We start from the raw sequence: 22125 nt of genomic DNA, 5'->3' as shown, positions 1-22125 counted from the left end.
TGGACACGCTGGTAGCACGTCTATTGCCACATAAACCTACACTCTTCCCTGGACACCACTATTTCTAGCTTAAACCATCAATATAAGAGCCTACCACTAGCCACAAAGTTCTATGTCAAGCCGGGGCTTGGCGAGTCCCTGTATTGCTACCGTAGTGTTCGTAGTGTTCAAAGTTTATAATGTATATAACTATTGCTAATATTGAAGAATATTAAAATGTTGGGTGCTGCAGCCGGGTGCTAGTATTGTCGTTCTAGGTCGCGCCAGGGGGAGCGCCAGTATACTCGCCTGCCTCAACAATATACTCTACAGTATACGGCTCATAGCCTATCGACGTATACTCCTCGGCAAGCACGTCAGGGCATCTCATCTTATAGATCCTAATAGGATACGCATATGGCGTTACATCCTGCACTCTTACTTCAACAGCGTGTGCCATGCCCTCACCCTCTATGGTGAACTGGGTAAAGCCTATAGCGGCTTTAATCACGGAAACCATGTAGGACGCTAGTATGTTCCCTGTAGTACCCAGGATGCCGCTGAGCACGGACTCTAGCCAGGGCTGGTACACAGAGTATATCGCTGCTGCTAGGCCAGCACCACCCTCCACCACATCAGCCGATGAAGTTTCATAGAGCAATGTCTCTTTCCGGGTTCCAGCATAGGCGTATTTTACTAGCTCTGCGTGAGCGCTCCAGCTAAGCGCCATATAGTTGGGAGGAAGTTGTGTCAAGTCTAGATGATCAGGTTTCATCTTGGACCAGTCCACGCTTTGTATCTTGTAGAGCGGGATGAACGCCACGTCAGCCCAGAACACATAGTAGCGGCATCCATCCGGAAACGTTACTGTCTCCGAGTTGAAGAGTACGACTGCTGCATCACCCAGGTAGAGAAACATTGTAGGAGCTAACACATAAGCTCGTTCCTCAGCCGATGTTCCGGCAGGGCTTGCATACATCTGGAGTCCGCCGTACGGGTTCTCCCATACCGGTATGCCGAAGAATGATATACCGCTGTATGCGAACTGTAGCTTGCCTGCTGCCAATGCTCCAGACACTTGTATCGGTTTGAATGTTTCTAGGTCTGTTGTTGTGTATGAGAGTACTACTCCCAGCCATGGCGTGTCTAGTGTTGGGTTGGGGTCTGGTACTGGTGAGGGGTACCATGTTGGTATGTAGCCTCCAGTGCATGCGCCACCGTTGGTGTTTATGAGCCTGGCTATGAAGTTCTGCATTGGGTATAGGCCGCCGCCGAGCTTGTTTACGGTGTAGCTTCTGGCCTCGTCGTAGCTGTAGATGTCTGCGTTGAAGTAGTACTTCTTCGAGTATGTCTCAGCGAAGAGCCTCCATAGGCATTCTGCCTGGCTCCGAGGTATGCCTCTCAGCCTCTCGTACCAGCTGCTGGGCGGGCTGTACCTGGAGTTGTAGAGGTCCCAATTGTACACTACTTCCATGTAGCCTGGACAGTTGCTAGCAGTGGTGGTAGCTGTTAAGCCGTCTACGGTTTTACCCGGCTTAGCTACCACCATTGCTGTCTTGTTCCCGCCTATGACTAGCCCGAAGCCGGGCTGCCAGCTAGCCTTGACGCCACGGCTCTGTAGGTTTTCTACTAGCGCCTCCTCAAGGGCTTTTGTCTCCACTGTGCCGCAGCGCAGCTTCTCACTGTTTATCCTTATAATGGCTCCCTCGACGAACATCCTTAAGGGGTCCTCGATGGTCTTTTTGCCCGCCTCTATGGGGTTATGGAGCTTCTCCAGGTACCAGTCTCTTGCGGAGTAGGTTGCCGTACAGATCTTCACTTTGCTGCTGGGAGACGTGAAGTAGAATGTGACTGTCACAGCTGGTATCTCGACAGATACCCCATAATTCTGCTCGGCGAGCAGCTGCTTTAGCGCCCTGCTATGCCTAGCCCAATCATCGAGAATGTTATCCGGTATCTCTACCTGCACCCTAACCGTTCTACCGGCCTTAACCTCCTCAAGCTCCTTAACAAGCTCGCGGTGAATAATCTTATCCCCGTAGCTGATATAGATGTGGCCATGCCCTGAGAACTCCCTGCCAGCCGCTTTATATATGCTTGGCTCAAGTACAATAGTTACAGTTCCCGGCTTCGGGAAGTAGCCGGACAGTATTGGCGACACGTAGAATGCTATGCCTGCGAGCACAACGGCTGCGAGGGAAGCTGCAATAACGGTTTTAGCCCTCAATGAGGGCATAGAAGCCCCCTTCCTCTCATGTTCAATTCTGCACTGTATGACTCTTCAATTTTTCTTCGAGAGAGAGATGCTGTATTTCACAGCTGTTAGACTGGCAGAGTAGTCCGGGCAGGAGGAGGTCAACGCTCTTAAGAGAATCCAGTCGTGGATGTTTCAAAGTAGGCTATGGTTTCGGAAGTGGAGTTTTGCTGAGCATGCTCGTTTTCAGAGTGTTCGTGGCATAACTGGCGGTCTCGGGGAGGCTTACTCTACCACTGCTATGTACTCGGGGAGCCAGGTTAGCAGCTCCTCGATGACCTGGTCTGGGTCGGTTATCTCCTCTACCTCCTCCTCTTCGCCGGTTATGATTCCCTGGAGGGCGTGGATTATGGCTGAGAGGGTGAGCGTGTAGGACTCGTTCATCTTCCTCGAGAGCTTGTCTGCGGCTTCGGCTACGCGCTGCCAAGCGTTCTCGCCTTCCAGCGCTATGCAGAAGTCGTCTGGCTGGTCTAGCCCGAAGTGGCAGACCAGGTAGAGGCTATCGTCTATCTTCACTGCTACTATCCTGCTGCCGCGATACTCCTCTACAGCGGCTATCCTCGGCTTCATGGCGTCCTCTACTATCCTGCGGAGGGGGAGCCTGGAGGTTGGGGGGCCGCTAATGTTGCCTCGGAGCTTTAGCCCGGTTAGCGTTTGGAGCGCCTCGCGTACCTCGTCGTATTTCACGGTTACCTGCATGCTCATACCCGTGCTCCCAGCTGCTAGGCTGCGGCGTGGCCTTTTAAACAGCTGCCTATCCAGCCGCTGTCCTAGCTCGTGCCCGCTGCACGAAGCGTCGCAGGGCCTCCCAGTCTACCTTCGCCTCGTCTATGAGGCCTAGGCTATACTTCTGCTTGCACGTGCTGCACATGAGTATAGTAGGCATCTTCTCCGGGTCGATGCCCGACGCTAACAGCTTCTCCACGACCTTCTCGACCATCCTCGTTGGGCCTACCGGGTTGCCGCAGACTATGCAGCGCAGCTCCTCCCCTGCCACGAGGGATACCAGCGAGTCTATGATGGCGGGGTTTATGGCCCGCTTAACCGTTATCGCGTCCTCTGGGCAGACCTCCCGGCACCAGCCGCACGCTATGCAGCGGTCATGCAGGAAGAGCAGAGCCGAACCCTCCGCCTCCTCCCTCAGCTTGAGGGCGCCCGTCGGGCACTCCTTAGCGCAGGCGCCGCAGAGGGTGCAGCGCTCCTGGTCAACTATTACTAGCCCCGTGAACCCTGTCCGCAGATCGGCCGAGACCCCAGACCTCTTGGCGACAGCTAGCGCTAGGGGCCTCAGCCCTCTCCCGAGCAGCTCCAGCGCGTCCCCGAGCGGCTCCAGGCCCGGCTCCTCCTGCACGAGCCCGACAGCCTTGCCGGCCTCCACAATGGCGAGGCTGGCCCCGGTAATCCCCTCGTAGTCGGCAGCCACGGTTTCGAGGTATGTTTTGCGGCTCTCCCTACACCTCCTCAGCTCCCGTTCCCAGCCATCGTCAACCATGATGGGCTCCAGGCCGAGGCCCCGGAGGGCGAGAAGCTCCTCGAGCCCGACGACGTAGGGGCAGGAGACCGGCACAACGACAACGGGATGGCCGGGGCTGCTATTGCCTAGCTCCTGGACGAGCTTGGCGAGCACGGAGCGTGGAGCTATTAGGGCGTAGCCGGGCCCCGTGATGGAGAGGAGCCGCAGCATGTCCTGGAGCCCAGCCCGGGAATACCCGGGCACGTGGAGCAGCTCAACACCGCACAGCGCGGCGGATGCGGCGCAACCCCCCTCAACGTCGCAAGCGTCTAGGCACCAGCTACAGTAGTCTCCGAGGGGCTTCTTCCCGCAGAGCTGGTCATGTATCGGCTTCTCCGTGTAGTCCATGGCGGAGCCGACAACAGCTGTGCGGAGCAACGTGCGGCGGCTAACCCTCTTCCCCCCGCCAGCAGGCTCTAAGACAGCGTCGCGGGCACGGCGTCTAGCAAGATAGGCTAGACGCGCCATGAACAGCTTCGAAGCCCCGTCACGGTGCAGCTTCTCCTCGTCAGCATCGAGGGCCTCCAAGAGGTAGAAGTTGCCACCCTCCATCCGCAGCCTCCACGCAGCCTCGCCGTAGGCCTCCCACGCGCCACGGCCAACAATCAAGACCTCCTCTTCACGGGAAGCCTCCTCGACGGCAACCTCCACGGCCTCCTCAATAGACCCGGCGTCCACGGCGCCAGGTACTGGTGGCGCCCCAGGAAGCCGTACAATACGCGGCAAGCCCAACGCCCAACAAGTCCTACAGCCCTCGCCAGAAAATAGTTCCTACTACTCCCGAGCCCCGGCAAGAGGAGCGGTAACCTCCCACGCTGACGTAGGGGTCCGGGAGGGCTGGCCCCGGCATCCCAAGCTACCGGGCTAGCGCTGCCGATACTAGGGTCCCACACTACAGCCACAGGCCCAGGGTGTACGAGGACATGGCAGGTATGCCGGGCGGGCCCTGGCGCTGGCGGTGGACATGGAGCCGGCCGGGGAGACCACCAAAGCCCCGGCTGATATGGTTCCGCCCGCGTGTCCGCGCTTTCGTTCCCGTAGACGAGATGGGAAGGCCGATACCTAGCGAGCCTGTCTACCTATTGCCAGACGAGCTGGAGGCGCTGAGACTAGTATACTACGAGGGGCTTACACAAGAGGAGGCCGCGAAGAAGATGAACGTGTCCCGGGGTACGCTTTGGAGAGCGCTAGCGAGCGGCCGTAAGAAGCTTGTCCAGGCACTCATAGAGGGCAAGCTCCTCGTGCTAGTAGCCCCCGAGGAAAAACCCGATAGAGAGCGGGGGAGCTAGAAGTAGCCAGGAGCACCGAGAAAGGCGGAAGGAAACGCCCCCTGGATGCGTGCTAGCCGTCTAGTTTGTCTACTCGAAGCGAACTATAAAAAGATGGCCTACACTTCCCCGTTTCACTCGTGTTTAGGTTTATATTGGCGAGTTGCAAGCTATCGCGGTGTCCGGGGTTTGATGGCTTGGAGGACCCGTCAACCCTGGATAAGCAGGTTGTGAACCTCTACGGCCTCTGGAGGGTTGACAAGAAGGTTATTGACCGGCTTGTAGAGCTTATACACCGAGTTGCGCCTATTGCTATTAGACGTGTCGGCGGCACCATCAAGATAATGGATTTCTGTGGCACACATGAACACAGCATTGTCTGGAATGGAATCCGCAGCCTCATGCCGGAGGGTGTTGAGCTTGTCGCTGGGCCCGGCTGCCCTGTCTGCATAACACCCGCCTACTACGTCGACATTGCGATAAAGTTTGCCCTAGAGGGGATCCGTGTTTACACCTACGGCGATGCATATCGGCTGCCTGGCTCGGGCCGTCCATTCGGCGATAAGGGACGTCCTCGTAGCCTAGAGGAGGCTCGTGCTCTTGGCGGCGATGTGGTAGTGGTTTACAGCTTTATGGATGCTGTGAAGCATGCTAAGAGGGATGGCAAAGAGTCCGTGTTTCTCGCGGTAGGGTTTGAGACCACGGCGCCTGCTGTAGCAGCGCCACTAGTTAACGGTGTTGTACCAGAAAACCTTACGATCATAAATGTGCACAGACTCACACCGCCAATACTCCGCTACACCTTTGAGCGTCACCGCAACGCCCCAATACGCGGTGTTATAGCGCCAGGCCACGTCTCGGCCGTTATTGGTGCGAAGGCGTGGGAGTTCGTGCCGAGGGAATACGGTGTTCCCACTGTTGTTGCAGGGTTTGAGGCCCATGATATACTCCTAGCAATATTCCACATTCTCGCCATGCTCGCTGAGGGGAGGCCACGCCTCATAAACGAGTACAAGCGTGTAGTCCGCTGGGAGGGCAACACGGTGGCACAGCGCTACATCAATGAGTGCTGCGAAGTCACCGATGCTGCGTGGCGCGGCCTAGGCTTTGTGCCACAGAGCGGCCTAGCCTTCCGCGACAAGTACCGCCGGTACGACGCCATGTACCAGTACGGGATAAAGGAGCTAACACCCGAAGAGTGGAGCTACGACCTTCCACCGGGCTGTCGCTGCGCCGAGGTAACCCTGGGCCTCGCCAAGCCGACGGACTGCCCACTCTTCATGAAGGTATGTACGCCAGGTACACCCTACGGACCCTGCATGGTCAGTATCGAGGGTACATGTAGCGTCTGGGCCCGCTTCGGCGGTGGAGGACTAGCAGATGAGATAGCGAGAGAGCTGGGGCTCGCATAGGGGTTGAAGCTATGGCTCACCTTCTCCTTTATACTGGTGGTTTTATCGGCCGCAGCGCCTATAGCACTGTTGACAAGCCCTCTAAGTTGGAGGTGTAGCTAGTATGTGTCTGGCTGTCCCCGGTTTCGTTAAGGAGGTTCGCGGGGATATCGCGATTGTAGAGTTTCACGATGGTGTTGTTAGAGAGGTGTATGCTAGCGCTATCAGCGACTTAAAGCCCGGCGATATGGTCATGGTGCATGCAGGTGTTATAATCGAGAAGGTTAAAGAGGATGAGCTTGAGAAACAGGTTAGAGAAATAGAGGAGCTTCTCCGGAGCCTGGAGGAGAAGGCCGAGGAGATAGAGAAAATGGTTTGGGGCAAGTAGCGTATGGCTAACCGTGAAGCACTACGGGTACGTGTTGTAGGCCTCGTGCAGGGTGTAGGCTTTCGACCGTTTGTACACCGGCTAGCTGAGAGGCTAGGCCTCGCCGGCTACGTCCGCAACATGGGCGGCTCTGAGGTAGAAATACTTGTTGAGGGGCCGCCAGACAGCCTTAGATTGTTTGTGAGCCTGTTGGAGAAGGAGAAGCCACCACCAGCCATCATAGAGGAGATGCGTGTCGAGCCGGTACCAGCTCGTGGCCTCACGGTGTTTCGTATAGAGAAGAGTAGCCGTAGCAGAAAGGAGCGAAGCATGATACCGCCGGACTTCGGCATCTGCGACTGGTGCGCCCGGGAGGTCCTGGAGCCTGGTACAAGGTTCTACAGGTACCCTTGGACCAGCTGTGCCTGGTGTGGGCCAAGATTCTCGATGATGTACGACATACCCTATGACCGTGAAAACACTGCTATGAGAGAATTTCCCTTCTGTGAGGAGTGCCGCCGCGACTACGAGGACATGGGTAATATTAGGAGGTACCATGCGCAGGGTTTCAGCTGCCCCCGCTGCGGCCCCAAAACCATCCTCTTGGACGGTCGTGGCGAGCCTCTAGACGTTGAAGACCCGGTTGCGGAGGCTGCAAGGCTGATAGATGAGGGCCATATTGTCGCTGTCAAGGGGGTTGGTGGCTTCCACATAGCATCCCTTGCAACAGACGACGAGGTCGTGGCCCGGGTTAGGAGGATCAAGTCCAGGCCCACCCAGCCCCTAGCGCTTATGGCTAGGGATTGTAGTGTGGCTGCTGGGCTGGTGGCGCTTGACGCCCATGCATGCCAGCTCCTCCGAAGCCCCCGCCGCCCAATACTCCTACTCCCAAAACGTGATGATGCCCCGGTATCCCCGCTTGTGGCCCCCGGCCTGGACACCCTGGGCATCATGCTGCCGTACACTGGGCTCCACCTCCTACTCCTCCACATGGTGCGGGACGGATTCCTAGTAATGACTAGCGGGAACCGCCACGGAATGCCGATGTGCAGGACCGTGGAGTGTATCCTGGACCAGTTGGGCGGCGAAATAGACTACATACTCACGCATAACAGGGAGATAGTACACCGTGTCGACGACAGTGTTGTACGCTTCACGGCTGGCAAGCCTGTACTCCTAAGGAGGGCTAGGGGCTACGCGCCCGAATGGATACGTATCAGCCGCAGCGTCGGGGAGCACGTAGCGGTTGGAGCCGACCTGCAAACAGCTGGGGCAGTAAGCTTTGACGATAAGGTCGTGCTAACACAATACATCGGAGACCTCGACGAGCCTGGCCAGCTCGAGGAGCTGGAGGAGGAGCTAAAGTGGCTCATAAGAGTCTATGGGCTGAGGCCTAGTAGCGTTGCTCTCGACATGCACCCAGCCTATGAGAGTAGACGGCTAGCTGCAAAGCTCTCAGAAGAGCTAGATGCCGAGCCCGTCGAGGTTCAGCATCATCACGCCCACGCCGTAGCTGCAGCTGCTGATGCTGGCTTGGATCCATGGGACTACGTCCCGGCGGTAACAGTTGATGGTGCAGGCTACGGCGTGGATGGCGTTATATGGGGTGGCGAGGCCATGATCGCTGGTGCTGAAGGGTTTGAGAGAACTGGTACCATAAAGCCGTTCCCCTTGCCGGGCGGCGATACAGCCACCAAGAGGCCCCTAAGAATACTCATAGGCATACTATCCCAGGGCTGGGGCCTGGACGAGATACTACAGCTACTCGAGAAGATGGGCCACCTTGGCAAGGGGATAAGTGAGGAGGAAGCAGTAACCTCCTACAAGCTTGCCAGGAGCAACCGTACACCACTAGCAAGCAGCGCTGGCAGACTCCTCGACGCGGTATCAGCACTCCTAGGCCTAAGGTATAGGAGGACCTACGAGGGTGAACCAGCGATAGTACTAGAGGCCTATGCTAGACGCCACGGCGGCAAACCACTACCCGACGAGCCGCCAGCAACAAGCTACAAGGGCCTCAGCGCTCTCGACCCTCTACGGGTCTTGGAATGGGTTGTGGAGAAGCTGGAAGAGGGTGTGGAGCCCTGGCACCTAGCCGCCACGGTGATGTACTGGGTTGGCCGCCACCTGGCCGAGACAGTGCTAGAAAACTATGACGGGGCTCGCGATAAACCACTCCTCATCTCTGGCGGTGCAGCAGTAAACGACTACATCTACATGGGTGCGGCAGACGCCGCCAAGGCGTATGGTAGAACAGTACACATACCTGGCAAGGTGCCGCCAGGCGACGGCGGAATAGCCCTAGGCCAAATAATAGTGGCAGCAGCCAAAACAAGGTGACAAGCCCGGGACTCTAGCCAGACTATTTACCACAATCCCCGTTCCAAGGCCTCCCCGGAGCATATGAGCGCTCCCCGCCCGTCCGGGGACTGCCATGTTTGGCCATGGCAAGCCATACATTGTTCCTAGCAGAGCTGCTGTGGCATCAGCCGCTGCGTGCTGGCGTGGGGATTCTAGCCCGTTATTGCCGCTGATCCTGCTCTCCATGGACTCTGCAAAGCCTTCGTAGCCAGTCCTCGACAAGTCTTCTACAGGTCTCGCGGTCTATCCTTCCGCCAGCAGTATTGCATGCGTAGGCCTCGAAGACGCCCTTGTGGAAGAAGCGTAGAGCCTCAATGTAGTCTCGTATGGAGAGTTTGCCGGTGAGATTCGGCCAGAGCCTACTCACCAGCTCCTCGGGGTCGATAGCGTCGGGCTGGATGTAGCTGTATTCTCCCAGCCTCAGTATGCCCTGGGGCTTGTCGGGCTCGTCTAGCGGGCCTAGGATAACAAGTCTCTCAGCACCGTGGTCGGCGACGATGTCTGCGAGGGATATGGCGTCCATATCTGCCTCTATTACCAGGCAGTTACCCAGCCTTCTCCCGTCCAGCCTCGACGCTATCTCTAGTATCGCCTGGCCGGGTTCGCAGCTGGGATTCGGTATTAGCGCTACGGCGATCAAGCCTTTCTCCGGCGAGTATTCCAAGACTCTCACCCTCCTTGAGGCCTAGGAGCCTTCTAATCTCAGCTTCGAGCTCCTCCCGGCTGGGGGTCCGGGGTTCCGGGAACCGATATAGGGCGTTGAGCAACTCTCTGCGTAGCTGCTCCTCGATGCCCCGGGTTATATCGCTGAAGACGTCTAGTGTTTCGCGCAGCGAGCGATAGGCTTCTCCGAGGAGCCTAGCGAGCCGCTGCAGCTCGCTCATCCAGGAGCCCCGTGGGGAGGTATTAGTGCCCCGGGTGATACGGGTACCGCTCCCCTAGACAAGCGAGCTGTAGCCACGCCACCGTCGCGGCCACCACTATGCACTGCCAGCACAGCGGCGGCAGCAGGGAGTAACCAGTAATGCAAGCATACGCAGCCGTGTAGGCCCCATAGGGTATAGTAGAACCTTGCGAGTTAGGGGATGGGGAGCCCACACCAATAACACGAGCCCCAGCCGGGGCGTCCAGCTAGCGAGGGGCAGACAATAGCCTAGTGCTATGCTCACCATCAGAGCAGATGGCGTAGCGGCGGCACATGGATAGATACTTGGAAGCCATGTGGGCAGCAGCGCTGCCTCGCTACGCTCGGCGAGCAGTACGGGAAACGGCACACCATACTCTTGCTCGGAGACCGTGTTGAGCAGCACAAGCATCCCCGGCATGTGGCGTCTAAAGCAAGACGCGAGGCGCTCCAACCATCCACCCGGGAGATTACTGGGGGCTCGATCTCTGCAGGGGCGACAAGTCGCCCATCACAGTACGTGGCGGGGATGTGTTCCATCCTCTCCCTCGCCTACCCCGCAAGAGGCGGTACCGGGCTGGGACCATACGGCTGGAGGGTTTGAGGTTAAGAACCAGAGGTGAACAAGAGGTTGGTAGAGGCATGCGGCTTTTCGGTCTGCAGGGACTAGCGATCCACGGCTATGGCTTTGTAGGGGTAATGGTGCTTCGGGTAGCTTGCCGGTTGAGGGGCCGGCTTGTAGCCCGCGCTGTTAGCAGGCAGCTGGGAGAAACGCCCGCCAAAGCCGCCATCATGGTCTACAACTTGCCCCTTGCAGGGGTCAGCGGCGCCCAAATACTTCACAGCCCTCCGCTCCTGGGCTCTGCAGCAGGAGGTGGACGGGTCATCACACCCTCACATTCAGGCTATAGTAGTTCCTCGCCCCTATAACGATGTTGTTGAACATGCTTCCCTAGCGGGCGCGGGGCCACCGATATGGACATGTATGGCACGACTGTACTCGTTAACGCCTGTGGTTGGGCTCGTGCGCTAGCAGTATTGTGGCGTGGCATCTAGTGAGAATAGGGGAGGCGTGTGCTGCTGAAACCCCATTGGCGGCTGTGTGGAGGCGGTCTGGAGGGGGCTGAGCCCCAGCGGGTGATGAGCGAGGGCGAGGCCGAAGCCTCTACCGGTGTACTGGTCCGTGGTGTCTATCGGCGTGGACGTGGTGTCGTGTTGCCTGCTACCCTGTAACTTTTACGTGGTAGAGCTTGCCTATTGTCTCGTCTGTCTCGAGTTTCAAGCCCCTCTTTTCGGCTAGGAGTTTCAGTGTCGAGGACATGTAGCCTTTCGCCTCTCCGGCTGTGAATACTACTGGCTTGTAGTATTCTAACCTGTTGGCGTCCAGCCCCTCTGGGAGGTGGGAGTAGATGTAGAGGCTTATGCTTGGGCCTGGCGCTATGTCTGCTAGGACTATGTCTAGGGCTGTCTTCGTGTACTTCTCGGCCTCCCTCACGGCTTCCTCCATGGTTCTGCCGGTGCCTAGCTGCCTCGCGAGCCATACTGCTAGGAGGTGGGTGTCGGTGTAGGCTGCCGGGTCTACGCCGAGTAGTAGGGCTAGCCCGTCCTTGTGCACGCTTCCGTTGTGCATGAGTGCGAGCATGCGGTAGCCGTTGCGGCCCGGTATGCCGTGCAGGTAGGGGTGTGCGTGGAGGGAGCCGCGGGGCTCGCCTCTACTGGCGCGCCGGGCGTGGAGCATCAGTACGCCTCTAGCCGTGCCCTCGACGAGGCTTGCCAGTCTCTCGGCAGCCCAGCCCAGCGCGTCGAGGTTGGCTCTGCAGGACTCCTCGCCCGGGCCGAGCTCGTCTGCCGCATCGTAACGCTCCCATAGGATCCTCCAGCCACGCCCATCACTGTAGACCAGCAGGTAGCCGTAGCCGTGGCAGTGCCTGGCATCCCCCGTGATGGCCTCGAGGAGGGGGTCGCTCCGGGCCGCCTCGTAGAGGAGTCCTGCCAGCCGCGCGGCTAGCCGGGAGCCCTCTGCGCCGAACCACGCGGCGCCGAGCATTCGGCACAAGAGGCCTCGCCACACTACCCAGCGGGAGGGGAAGGGTGATTAGGCTTTCCCGGGTCTCCCATAGGGGGCGGGGCTACTGGCCCTACTGCCGTGGCGTAGGAGCTGTCTAGATTCCCCTCAGGATGAGCCGGTAGATGAGGTGTTGGAGTGGCGGTGGGATGTACCTGTTCCAGTGTAACTCGTTGTAGCAGGTACCCCACCTCGCTACATACTTCTTGGAGGCCTCGTCTATCTCTCCCGCGATTTCTGGGGGTAGCTCTGTCCTAGCAGCCTTTGCAGCCTCCTCGGCGTGGCGTGGCCTCCTAACGCCAGCTACTGGGACCACGCCCCTGCCATGAAGCCATGCTAGTGCTACAACGGCCATGCTGACGCCCAGCTTTTCAGCTGCCCTCCTCAGCGTCTCCAATAGCTTGTCGTCCCTCGCCGCCTCCCGGAATACCGGGTCAAGCCTCCGGGCCATGTTGTCTGCCCTGGTCTTCCCGGCGAGGGCGCCCTTTGCCAGCGGCCCCCACGCCATGACTGTTACGCCGAGCCTCCGCGCCGTAGGTATCAGCCGGTTCTCCGGGACACGGTGGGCAATACTGTAGTGGACCTGGTCCACGACTATCTCGTGGCGCCGGGTGCACTGGACAGCCTCCTCGAGCTCCCGCGCGTTGAAATTACTTACACCCATATACGCCGCCAACCCCTCATCCACAGCGCGCTCCAGCAGCCTAACAACACGGCACACAGTGAAGGGCACAGGTGGAGGCCAATGGTAGAGCACTATGTCCGGGCTCCTGCCGAGGCGCCGCCGGGAACCCTCCAGCGCCTTCCTAACACCAGCCCACGTGACACGATACCCAGCAACCTTGGTGACAACCACAACACCGTCACGGGCGCCGGCGCGGCGCAGAGCCTCCCCGAGGAGAGCCTCACTCCTACCAGCACCATACAGCTCAGCGGTATCAAACAGGTTCAAGCCAAGCTCGAGGCCGCGCTCAGCAGCAGCAACAACATCGCCCAAGCTAACGCCGCCCCACAGCCGGCTACCAGCCTGCCACAATCCAAGCCCTACACGCGAAACCCTCAACCCGCTACGGCCAAGAACAACGTACAACAGCCCGCCAACCCCCACAAACACGCAAAACCATCCGGAAATTACGCCTTTTAGGACGAGCCTAGTAGGCGCTCTCTACTCTACATGTACTTGGAGGGATGAAATTAGTGGCTCTAGCTCCTTTATCTTAGCTTCAACCCTTTCCAGGTATTCTCGGAGAGGCTGTGCCCGCAATTTTCTTCAGCTCCTCTAGCTCCTTCCTTGCCTTCTCTAGGAACACTAGCTCTCCATACCACTCCATATACTCCTCCCTGTCGCCTAGCTCTCCTCTCATGTAGCGTGACAGGAACTCCTCAGATTTCATCCCATACTTTTCCTCGAACATTCTGATTCTGCTTAGCGTGGCGGTTATCTCTAGTTCTAGCCTCCTAGCCTTAGCCTCGATAGCCCTCAGCAACACTTGCAGCCCACTCCTGGGCACCTTTAACTCCACATAACCGCTCAACGCTACTCCCCACACATGATAGATAGCGGTATACGCTACATAATAAGAGTGGAACAAGGGTGTGCAGCACTGTTGGAGAGACAGGGGGTTGGGGTTTATGCCTAGTGTCGTCCGTGCCCGCTATGAGGGGGTTGTGCTGAGGCTTCTTGGGAGGCTAGAGCTGCGGGAGGGTAAGGAGGTTGTCCTCGAGGTTTACGAGGATATGTCGTGTTTGCCAGGCAGATCCGCAGCCTGGTGAAGGCGGTGAGGAGCCCGGCGAGATCCTCAGCTGGGAGAGGGATAGGCTTGGCTAGCGTGCTAGATGCTCCACTCGCGGCAAACGATAGGGTGCAAGCTATTAATGCTAGATATTAATGCTAGAAGGGCCGGAGTAGATGCTTTCTATCTCCTGGATGAAGCTGAGCGCTTCAGAGAGTTCGTGGAGAGCTAGAGTGTCTTGGCGGGCTGCCGGGATGCCGGTGTAGCTTGTCGTGCTAGGGTTCTACGTTGGTAGGGACCTGTTCTACAGGATGTTCGGCTGGGGCTGGGCTGCCGGGCCTAGGCCTTCGCCATGGCTCTCTCGCCACCTGCCGAGCCGGTGGCTTTTGTGGCTTCTGCCTGGAGACGGTGTGCATGTGTGTTTGCGTTAGCATGTGCTACTATCCTGTATTTGTTGTGTCCGTTATGGTACGTCACGTGGTGGCGTGGCATTACTTGTGGGTCGTGTGGTTGAACTTTTTTAGCTTCATGGTGTGTTTGGGGTGGTTGTGTGGGGTATGGGGGAGGATTGGCTGGATAGGCTCTGGCCGGTTTTGGTGGCTGCGTTTGCGTCGCAGGTGATTGGCGGGCTGCTCTGGAGCGTGTATGCGCCCTTCCTCCGGGGCCAGGGGTTTAGCGGGACGCTCTACGGCGTGATAGGCTCTGTGTCGGTGTTCTCGTCTGTTGCTGGTAGTCTTGTGGGTGGCTGGGTTTCCGACAGGTATGGGTCCCGGGGGGTGATTATTGCTGGTGTTGTCTCCTGGTCGGTGGGGGCGGCTGTTCTCTCGCTTGGCGGGCTCTACCCCGCGTTGGCCTCGTCGGTGCTGTCAGGGTTTGGGGGTGGGGCTGTCTGGGTTGCGGTGGCTGCTCTGGTTAGCAGGACGGCTCCGGACGCGGAGCTTGACAAGGCCTTCTCCTACATGAACGCGGCCAACCTGTTCGGCGGCGCTCTGGGGAGCTTCATGGGCTGGCTCCCCATCATCTACTCCCGTGCTACGGGGGCGCCGCTGCTGGAGTCCTACAGGCTCTTCCTGGCTGTGGGGGCGGCTGTCCTGCTCGCCGTGACGCTCCCCCTCTACGCGCGGGTCAGGGAGCCCAGGGCTGCCTGTGCGGTGGGGGTGGACGGGCCGAGGAGACGCGTGTCTGTGCCGTGGAGGACGATATACAAGTTGTTCCTGGTCGAGCTGGTGATAGGCTTCGGCGCGGCCCTCTCCATACACAATATAGACTACTACTTTGCCCTCAAGTACGGCGTGACTAGCGCCGAGCTCGGGACGACGTTCGGCGTGCAGGAGGCTGCTATGGGAGTGCTGACACTCTACATGCCCAGGTTCAGCAGGAGGGTGGGAGGCCCCCTCCGCACATACCTAGTACTCACCGGCTCGAGCGTACCCCTGCTCGTGGCGATGACCCTCGTGGATAGCTTCCCCGTGGCAGCAGCATTGTACATAGTGAGGACCATACTGATGAACGTGGCGAGCCCCCTCTACCAGGCGTTCCAGATGTCGCTCATCCCATGGGAGCTGAGGGGCCGCGGCTCATCGCTCCTCGGGCTGGCGTGGCAGGTCCCCGTGGGGCTGGGGAGGAGCGTTGGCGGCGCCCTGCTTGACATCGACGTGGAGCTCCCCCTGAGGGTGACAGCGCTACTGTACACCGCCGCCCTCTCAATGCTGGCAGCATTCTTCCCAGACCACCTGCGAAAGCGCAGCACAGCCGCCACGCATAGAGGCTAAGGAGGGCATGGATACAGACGCCACCATAGCATTTCAGAGTGTTAGTGCTGTCGCTCCCGGCCCCGAGGGGTCGTGCTATGGCCCCGTCTACGCGGTACCCTGCAGCCTGTGCTACGGTGTCTCCATGTGTTGGCGCTGCCGCTTCGAGGCGTGGATAGTATTATTCTGATCATCTCTCTAGCCTGCCGGTGGAGGAGCTGTGCTTCAGAGCAGGTTTATACTATTCCGACGCGTCTACGGTGTGTCGGGGGTTCCGGCTGCTGTGGAGGCGTTTACTCTGCGTGTCGGGAGGCGCGGCGAGATCTATACTACGAGGGAGCTTCGTGAGAGGCTCGGCATTAGAGAGGGGGTTGTTGTTAGGGCTTACATTGTCGGCGATAAGCTTGTTATAAAGCCTGTTACCCCGCTTGAGGAGAAGATCCGGCGTACAGTTGTCGAGCTCGAGCCTGGGGGGGCTGAGAGGCTCAGCGAGGAGGCCCAGGCAGAGGAGGGGGTTTATGGCTAGGCTGCTCCTCGACACTACCTATCTCCTCCCGGTCCTTGGCGTTAAGTAAGACTCCGAGACTATGAGAAGCTCTTTCCCCGGCTCCTGGACGCATACGAGGTTTACTATACGCCGCTCCTCCTCGTAGAGGCTAAGTGGATAATTCTCCGGCTGGCCAGGCGCAGCCCCGATCTCCGTGAGAGGCTACTCGCAGAGTACCGGGCGGGGCTCGAAACACTAGAAGCCGAGGATAGGCTGCACGAGACGATAACCACGAATAGTGCTGTAGATGAGGTGGCCGACAAGCTGCTCGCAATGGGCGTCAGGGACTACTTCGACCGCATGATATACGCCACGGCATGCTACTACAACGCTGTACTCCTAACAGAGGATAGGGAGCTCCACAGTCTACAGAACACCCGTGGAGCACCCAAACCCCCAGCGGTCCCGTCGTGGGAGGAGATACTGCCAAGACTAAGGTAGACGGACCCCAACTCACCCTCATGAGCCCTTATCTATAGCCGTAGACCCTGGACTGCATCGCAGGCTTGGCAGTGCAGGGATATGGATTAGGGTTATTCGCAGAACCCACGACCTACGTGCCGCGGCTAAGGCGTAATGGGGGCCGCCAGGATATACCATGCAGGGCACCGCAACTACATCGACGCGCTACACTATGCAGCTGCCAGGACTGAGAACATCCCCCTGCTAATTATAGACCACAACTTCATAGAGCTCCTCAGAGAGCACGGATACACCGTCGAAGGCATAGTGTGCACAGCAGCGTCCTCAACGGCTATAATATTGTCTACTACTTGCTGTAACGTTCAGGGTGACGGAGCCCTCAGTTTCGTTCGTGGAGAGCACGTACTGGAGCACCGAGCCCCTGGACAGACTCTCGCCCATCGCCACAGCATGCAGTGGGAAGGCTTGGACGAGGAGGGACACGCATAGTGTGGCTAGGAGCAAACCTCTCCACAACCCGGGTACAGCCGTACACCGCCGCATATGTCGGTTGACATCTGGCCACACGGAGTATGTATACTTGCTGAATCCCGCTATAGTACCTGGCGGCTCGCCCCGGCTAGCGGTACTAGAGGTCTATTAGGGGGCCCTCCAAGAGTTGATACTCCTCAATGCATGGAGGGGTGTAGGGGAAGGTATAAGCGTGAAGGCCTTGTAGGTCTCTCCCCTGGGCGTCCACGAGGACTTCATGCCCTGGCGTCCCGCTGGCCAGGTGGTTTAGGGGTGTATGTTAGATTTGTTGACAGGGCTGCTGAGCTGTCCATCCTTCTCGGGCTTGCCGAGCGCGGCTCTGGGGTCCCGATCTACCTATATGGGCCGGAGGGCTGTGGCAAGACTAGGCTGTTGAGGGAGCTTGTTGCCCGGCTGAGGGAGCATAGCAGCTATCTGGTAGCATATATTGATGCCCTGGAGGAGCGTGATCCTGGACGTGCTGTTGCCGGGTCGGATGAGCTTCGCCGCCTGATTCTGGATGCTGTGCGCAGCGCTGGCGGCGGGCCGCTGGGTGTTATACTCGTCTATGCTGTCGCCCGTGTATTGGCAAGTATTGAGAGGAGACTTGTTGAGGGGAGGCATGTTGTTATTGTTGTGGACGATGTTGCTCGGCCTCTGGGTCTCGACTCTGTCGAGGCTTATGTTAAGAGTCTTCTAAGGCTCGTGGAGTATGATCTGGCCGAGAAGAATCCAGCATCGGTGCTCGTGGTTGCATCTACGAGTGAGGGCTTGAGCCTGGAGAAGCTGAAGCGCCACCCTACATGGGTGTCAGTGAAGCTTCTATGGGGTCTGCCCCGTGAGGGCTTCGAGGAGCTTGCAGGGCTTCTCGGGGCTCCCGGCACGGAACTCGTTGGGGATGTTTGGAGGTTTACGGGTGGTAATCCCAGGGCTCTTATACAGATCGCCACTGTCTACCAGTGGAACATCAAGGCGTGGCTTAGGGATCTCGACGCCAGTATTATCGTGCCGGTACTCGCCGAGGCTAAGGCACGCGGGCTCCTAGCTGAGCTCCGCGAGGTGCTCGAGGATCCAGATAGCATTATCACTAGTGCCACGCCGGGGCTCCAGCAGGTAGGCCAGCTTCTCGTGGAACACAATCTCCTCATATACAAGGCTATAGCCACGCTGACAGGCGAATCCATACCCGCCAACCAAGAGCTAGGCATTGGCAGGTACTATGCATGGCAGCTCCCAGCATACCGCATACTATTGCGGAAACATCTGCAGGGCCAACTGGGCACACCCGCATGGTGATGTAGTGGTAGCAGTAGAAACGCTGCAGCCACAAGCCCTTCTCTTCCAGCAGCTGCTATGCTATTAGGGGTACAAGTGTAGCTGGCTCTCGGATACTAGCGTGGGTGGTTCCTGCTGCGTGAGCATGGTGTTGTGGTTAAGCGGTGCCGGGACTGTCTCCGTGTCGGGCTGTTATACCCTGCCATATACGAGGCTGCTGTGGCTAGCCTCGCCTACCAGAACATGTACTATCTGCTCAACAGTCTCGAGTACGTGTATGCCGAGCGTATAGTGGCCAGGTCGATGGCTGGGCCGGAGCCGGCTCCCCGCAGCCTTGAGACTGGGCGGCCGCTAAGGGAGTTCGATGTCGTGGTTGTCCCGGTGAGCTATGAGCTGGACTATGTGACGCTTGGCAGGCTGTTCCACGCTGCTGGGCTCCCCCTGCTCCGCAGAGAGATGAGGCGCGGCGAGGGCCCCCTGGTTGTTGTGGGTGGGCCCGTCGCGAGCATGAACCCGGTTGTTGCTCTGGAGTTTGCGGACCTGGTCGCGGTTGGCGAGGCTGAGCCCCTCCTGCCTCTCCTCGCCGAGAAGGCCTACGAGCACGGGCCGTGGAGGGCGCTGGAGGAGCTCGAGTGTAGGCCTGGCTTCCTGGCGCCGGGCTGCGAGGGGGTCGAGAAGGTTGTTGTGCGCGATCTCGACTCAGCCTTCCACTCAACTGTGCAGTTCCGTGTGCCGGGGAGCGGGGAGCCCTGGGGCGAAGCCTACATGGTTGAGGCTAGCCGTGGCTGCCCCTACATGTGCAGGTTCTGCATGGAGGCCCACTTCCTCATGCCTCTGCGATACCGCAGCCTCGGCAGGCTCCTGGAGCTGATTGAGCGGGGCGTCGAGGCTAACGGTGTGCGGCGCGTCGCGTTCTACGCGCTGAGCTTCTTCGACCACCCCGCCGCCGACAGGCTGCTCGAGCACGTGATCGGGGAGGGTTTGGAGGCGAGTATCGGGAGCCTACGCGCCGACACGCTGAACGAGGACCGTGTGGAGCTCCTGGCGCGGGCTGGCCAGAGGGTGGTCACGGTTGCGCCGGAGACGCTGAGCCCCCGGCTCTGCAGGGGCATAGGGAAATGCATAGGCTACGACAGGGTGGAGGAGATCGCGGGGTGGGCTTGGGCCCGGAGGATGCACGTCAAGCTCTACTTCATGCTGGGCCTCCCGGGCGAGACGGACCGCGACGTGGAGGAGTACGCGGAGGCCCTGAAGAAGCTGAGTAGGCGGGCGCCGCCGGTCCGGGAGGCGATCCGGGTCACGGTTAACCCCATGGTGCCGAAGCCCCACACACCAATGCAGTTCCACCGGCTGATAGACCGGGCCACCTACGAGCGCCGCGTGAGGATCCTCCGCCGCGCCCAGAGCAAGGTGCTGACGGTGGAGCCGCTGAGCTACAGGTACGCCTACGCCCAGACGGTGATTGCGAGGGGCGACGAGACGGTCGCCAGGCTCGTCGACGAGTGGGCCCGGCTGGGAGGCCGCCTAGGCCAGCTATGGACGGCAGCCAGGCGCCTCGGCGTGAACCTAGACCGCTACGCCTACGGCCCTGTTGAGCCCCGCTGGCACCGCCTGGTGAGGCTGGGCCTGCCACTGAAGGCGCTAGAACGGGCCTACACCTACTCGACGGCCGAGGCGGAGAATGGGAACAGCGTGGAACATGGTGGGGGCTAGAGGAGGCTCAGGCGATTACCCCCGCTACAGCCATGTATACCGCTGCCGCCAGCGCCATGACCGCTAGCTTGTTAGGCTTGAGTAGGCCTAGCAGCGGCTTGTCCAGGAGCTTCTTGAAGCGCAGCAACACCACAGCCGCGTAGAGTGATGAGAGTATTATCGGCGGGAAGGATAGCAATGCTGCCAGCTTTACGTAGGCGAAGGGGTTTGCACCCGGCACAAAGTACTGTAGTGCTATGAGGATGAATGATACCGCTATGTAGATTGACCACATGGTGAAATACAGCTTCATGACGTCCTTCCCAGCCCACCTCCTCACCTTGTCGAAGGCTAGGTAGAGGCCGTTGGTTAGATCCCTCACCAGGGCCTCAGCCACGGTCATCTGTGTATTCCATATGAGGAGCCAGGCTGCTACTAGGAAGAGTAGGCGGCCTATGGGGCCCATTAGCTCCTCGAGGAATAGTGTCTGGACGGCCACGACATCAAAGTCACCTTAAATCGTTACCTTTCTGTGGGATACTTGTGGGGAGGCAATTAAACCAGCTGTAACCCCCACAGCAGCCGTACAGCAGCCTGCCGCGTAGACGGTGGCAGCTGCTGGGCTACGATACATGCATAGACGGTTGCCGCATAGCCCTCCACTAGCCTGGAGAACTGCTGGGAGGGTGCTGGCCGGGGATGCCTGCCGACCTAGTGTTTGTCGCTAGGAGCGTCTACGGCGCGCGGAACGCCTTTGCACACCTAGCCTCAGCGCTAGAGGCTGCTGGGCTCCTCGGACGCAGCGTGGACATGGTTCTCGTCGAGGAGGACCCCGCCACTGTTGCTGCGGAGCTTGAGAGGCGTGGGCGCCGGGTGGTGCTGCTCTACGGTCTCTCCAGCCCTGTTTTCCTCGACCTGCTACCAGAGCTAGCCCGCAACACTGCGAGATTCACTGTGGTTGTTGGCGGGCCCCACGCTGAGGGCGCCTACTGGCAGCTCCTAAGGATGGGCGTCTACGCAGCCGTCGTGGGTGACGGCGAGAACACGGTAGTGGCGCTTGCCGAGCACTTTCTCGGCGAGAGGAGCCTCGATGATGTGCCAAACATAGCGCTCCGCGATGATGGAAGGTTCCGCATTACGAGGATCGAGCTGGTGGACCTGGACAGTTATATGCCGCATAGTAGGAGGTATAGGTTGTACCCGCCGATAGAGATTATGAGGGGGTGCCCGTTCCGGTGCCGGTTCTGCCAGGTGCCATGGCTCTTCAAGGCCCGCGTAAGGTACCGTAGCCCCAGTGTTGTGGAGGAGGCTGTGAGGGACTACGTGGCTGCCGGCAAGAAGCATATACGGTTCGTGGCGCCGATAGGTTTCGCCTACATGTCGAGGAGGCCCGGCGAGCCCAACGTGGAGGCGATAGAGGAGCTCCTCACCGCCGTCCGGAGAGCCGGGGGTATACCCTACCTGGGCACCTTCCCTAGCGAGACACGGCCTGAGTACGTGACGCCCGAGGTGCTAGAGGTTGTGAAGCGGCTCGCCGCCAACCGGAGGATAGCCCTGGGGCTCCAGAGCGGTGACAACAGGGTGCTAGAGGTCTCCGACCGCGGTCACACAGTGGAGCAGGTCTTCGAGGCAGTGGAGCTAGTGGTCCGCTATGGGTTCCGCCCCGTGGTGGACATACTGTTCGGCCTACCGGGCGAGGACGAGGAGGCCGTGGAGAAGACTGTGGACGCGATGTACAAGCTAGCAGAGATGGGGGCGCAGCTGAGGCTCCACACCTTCATACCCCTGCCAGGCACCCCCTTCGCCAAGGCGAAGCCGAAACCTGTGCACCCCAGGTACCGTGAGGCGATACGACGCCTCCTAGGCAGAGGCGTGCTGGAGGGCGACTGGGAGGAGCAGGAGCAGATAGCACCGAGGGTCTACTGTACAATAGCTATCGACCCTGCTCCGACACCGGAGCCGAGGCCCCTACCCGAGCAGAGCTACTGCCGGGAGACGTGGACGAAGCTTGCAAACCTAATACCAGCATACCGGGACATAGCGAGGGAGATGGAGGGGTAGGAGGGTAAAACAGCGCCGTAGGGCCCTACAT

General features: G+C 59.2%; 22 protein-coding genes. 12 read left to right on the top strand and 10 right to left on the bottom strand.

From position 1 onward, the window contains the following. Window positions 1–253: 253 nt before the first annotated feature. The 3 genes from HBUT_RS03990 to HBUT_RS03980 form a co-directional block, all read right to left on the bottom strand. Window positions 254–2215: a hypothetical protein gene (locus HBUT_RS03990; protein ID WP_011821931.1), complete on the bottom strand. Its 1962-nt coding sequence runs from the start codon at window positions 2213–2215 to the stop codon at window positions 254–256. Window positions 2216–2458: 243 nt separating this feature from the next. After that, window positions 2459–2938, bottom strand: a complete 480-nt coding sequence (locus HBUT_RS03985) for a hypothetical protein (protein ID WP_011821930.1) — start codon at window positions 2936–2938, stop codon at window positions 2459–2461. A gap of 49 nt (window positions 2939–2987) precedes the next feature. Then, window positions 2988–4472 carry a 4Fe-4S binding protein gene (locus HBUT_RS03980; RefSeq protein ID WP_011821929.1) on the bottom strand — a complete coding sequence of 495 codons (1485 nt, stop codon included), beginning with the start codon at window positions 4470–4472 and terminating at the stop codon, window positions 2988–2990. A gap of 197 nt (window positions 4473–4669) precedes the next feature. On the opposite strand from HBUT_RS03980, the gene HBUT_RS03975 reads away from it, so the two are divergent. The 4 genes from HBUT_RS03975 to hypF all read left to right on the top strand — a co-directional run bounded on the left by HBUT_RS03975 (window position 4670) and on the right by hypF (window position 9112). Next, window positions 4670–5035 carry a DUF134 domain-containing protein gene (locus HBUT_RS03975; RefSeq protein WP_011821928.1) on the top strand — a complete coding sequence of 122 codons (366 nt, stop codon included), beginning with the start codon at window positions 4670–4672 and terminating at the stop codon, window positions 5033–5035. A 176-nt stretch (window positions 5036–5211) separates the two neighbouring features. Continuing rightward, entirely contained in the window at window positions 5212–6426 is a 1215-nt protein-coding gene (gene hypD / locus HBUT_RS03970; RefSeq protein ID WP_011821927.1) for a hydrogenase formation protein HypD, read from the top strand. 103 nt (window positions 6427–6529) lie between these two features. Continuing rightward, a complete protein-coding gene (locus HBUT_RS03965) occupies window positions 6530–6793 on the top strand; it encodes a HypC/HybG/HupF family hydrogenase formation chaperone (protein WP_011821926.1) in 264 nt (87 codons plus the stop codon). A 3-nt stretch (window positions 6794–6796) separates the two neighbouring features. Further along, window positions 6797–9112 carry a carbamoyltransferase HypF gene (hypF, locus tag HBUT_RS03960; protein ID WP_011821925.1) on the top strand — a complete coding sequence of 772 codons (2316 nt, stop codon included), beginning with the start codon at window positions 6797–6799 and terminating at the stop codon, window positions 9110–9112. Between the two features lie 181 nt (window positions 9113–9293). Here hypF and HBUT_RS03955 read toward each other — a convergent pair whose 3' ends face one another. The 6 genes from HBUT_RS03955 to HBUT_RS03930 form a co-directional block, all read right to left on the bottom strand. Then, window positions 9294–9797: a hypothetical protein gene (locus tag HBUT_RS03955; RefSeq protein ID WP_011821924.1), complete on the bottom strand. Its 504-nt coding sequence runs from the start codon at window positions 9795–9797 to the stop codon at window positions 9294–9296. Next, window positions 9679–10017 (bottom strand): hypothetical protein, encoded by a 339-nt coding sequence (locus tag HBUT_RS03950; protein ID WP_011821923.1) that lies wholly within the window; start codon window positions 10015–10017, stop codon window positions 9679–9681. Before HBUT_RS03950 ends, HBUT_RS03955 begins: the two co-directional genes overlap by 119 nt. A 96-nt stretch (window positions 10018–10113) precedes the next feature. Then, window positions 10114–10491, bottom strand: coding sequence for a hypothetical protein (locus HBUT_RS03945; RefSeq protein WP_048061454.1), 378 nt, complete (start codon window positions 10489–10491; stop codon window positions 10114–10116). Window positions 10492–11259: 768 nt separating this feature from the next. Beyond that, entirely contained in the window at window positions 11260–12084 is an 825-nt protein-coding gene (locus HBUT_RS08900) for a class II glutamine amidotransferase domain-containing protein (protein ID WP_011821922.1), read from the bottom strand. 115 nt (window positions 12085–12199) lie between these two features. After that, window positions 12200–13192: an aldo/keto reductase gene (locus HBUT_RS03935; RefSeq protein ID WP_228546765.1), complete on the bottom strand. Its 993-nt coding sequence runs from the start codon at window positions 13190–13192 to the stop codon at window positions 12200–12202. Between the two features lie 133 nt (window positions 13193–13325). Continuing rightward, window positions 13326–13637 (bottom strand): hypothetical protein, encoded by a 312-nt coding sequence (locus HBUT_RS03930; RefSeq protein WP_011821920.1) that lies wholly within the window; start codon window positions 13635–13637, stop codon window positions 13326–13328. Window positions 13638–13734: 97 nt separating this feature from the next. On the opposite strand from HBUT_RS03930, the gene HBUT_RS09235 reads away from it, so the two are divergent. From HBUT_RS09235 to HBUT_RS03900, 7 genes are all read left to right on the top strand, one after another. Further along, complete coding sequence (locus HBUT_RS09235; RefSeq protein ID WP_153801383.1) at window positions 13735–13875, top strand: antitoxin AF2212-like protein; 141 nt, start codon at window positions 13735–13737, stop codon at window positions 13873–13875. A gap of 502 nt (window positions 13876–14377) precedes the next feature. Next, window positions 14378–15607: an MFS transporter gene (locus HBUT_RS03925; RefSeq protein ID WP_048061453.1), complete on the top strand. Its 1230-nt coding sequence runs from the start codon at window positions 14378–14380 to the stop codon at window positions 15605–15607. A gap of 199 nt (window positions 15608–15806) precedes the next feature. Then, window positions 15807–16112 (top strand): AbrB/MazE/SpoVT family DNA-binding domain-containing protein, encoded by a 306-nt coding sequence (locus tag HBUT_RS03920; RefSeq protein WP_011821918.1) that lies wholly within the window; start codon window positions 15807–15809, stop codon window positions 16110–16112. 84 nt (window positions 16113–16196) lie between these two features. Beyond that, window positions 16197–16574, top strand: a complete 378-nt coding sequence (locus HBUT_RS09230) for a PIN domain-containing protein (RefSeq protein WP_083756318.1) — start codon at window positions 16197–16199, stop codon at window positions 16572–16574. Between the two features lie 135 nt (window positions 16575–16709). Beyond that, complete coding sequence (locus HBUT_RS03910; RefSeq protein WP_011821917.1) at window positions 16710–17045, top strand: PIN domain-containing protein; 336 nt, start codon at window positions 16710–16712, stop codon at window positions 17043–17045. Between the two features lie 294 nt (window positions 17046–17339). Continuing rightward, the gene (locus HBUT_RS03905) at window positions 17340–18362 is read left to right on the top strand and encodes an ATP-binding protein (protein ID WP_011821916.1); all 1023 of its coding nucleotides are present in this window, start codon (window positions 17340–17342) and stop codon (window positions 18360–18362) included. A 132-nt stretch (window positions 18363–18494) separates the two neighbouring features. Further along, window positions 18495–20054 carry a B12-binding domain-containing radical SAM protein gene (locus HBUT_RS03900; protein WP_011821915.1) on the top strand — a complete coding sequence of 520 codons (1560 nt, stop codon included), beginning with the start codon at window positions 18495–18497 and terminating at the stop codon, window positions 20052–20054. A 7-nt stretch (window positions 20055–20061) separates the two neighbouring features. Here HBUT_RS03900 and HBUT_RS03895 read toward each other — a convergent pair whose 3' ends face one another. Further along, complete coding sequence (locus HBUT_RS03895) at window positions 20062–20532, bottom strand: hypothetical protein (RefSeq protein ID WP_011821914.1); 471 nt, start codon at window positions 20530–20532, stop codon at window positions 20062–20064. A gap of 200 nt (window positions 20533–20732) precedes the next feature. Here HBUT_RS03895 and HBUT_RS03890 point away from each other — a divergent pair, with 200 nt between their 5' ends. Beyond that, window positions 20733–22094 carry a TIGR04013 family B12-binding domain/radical SAM domain-containing protein gene (locus tag HBUT_RS03890; protein WP_011821913.1) on the top strand — a complete coding sequence of 454 codons (1362 nt, stop codon included), beginning with the start codon at window positions 20733–20735 and terminating at the stop codon, window positions 22092–22094. Window positions 22095–22125 lie beyond the last annotated feature (31 nt).

The organism is Hyperthermus butylicus DSM 5456, from assembly GCF_000015145.1.
Lineage (GTDB): Archaea > Thermoproteota > Thermoprotei_A > Sulfolobales > Pyrodictiaceae > Hyperthermus > Hyperthermus butylicus.
Note: the sequence above shows the minus strand (reverse complement) of the source record. Positions and strands in the feature narration are given on the sequence as shown.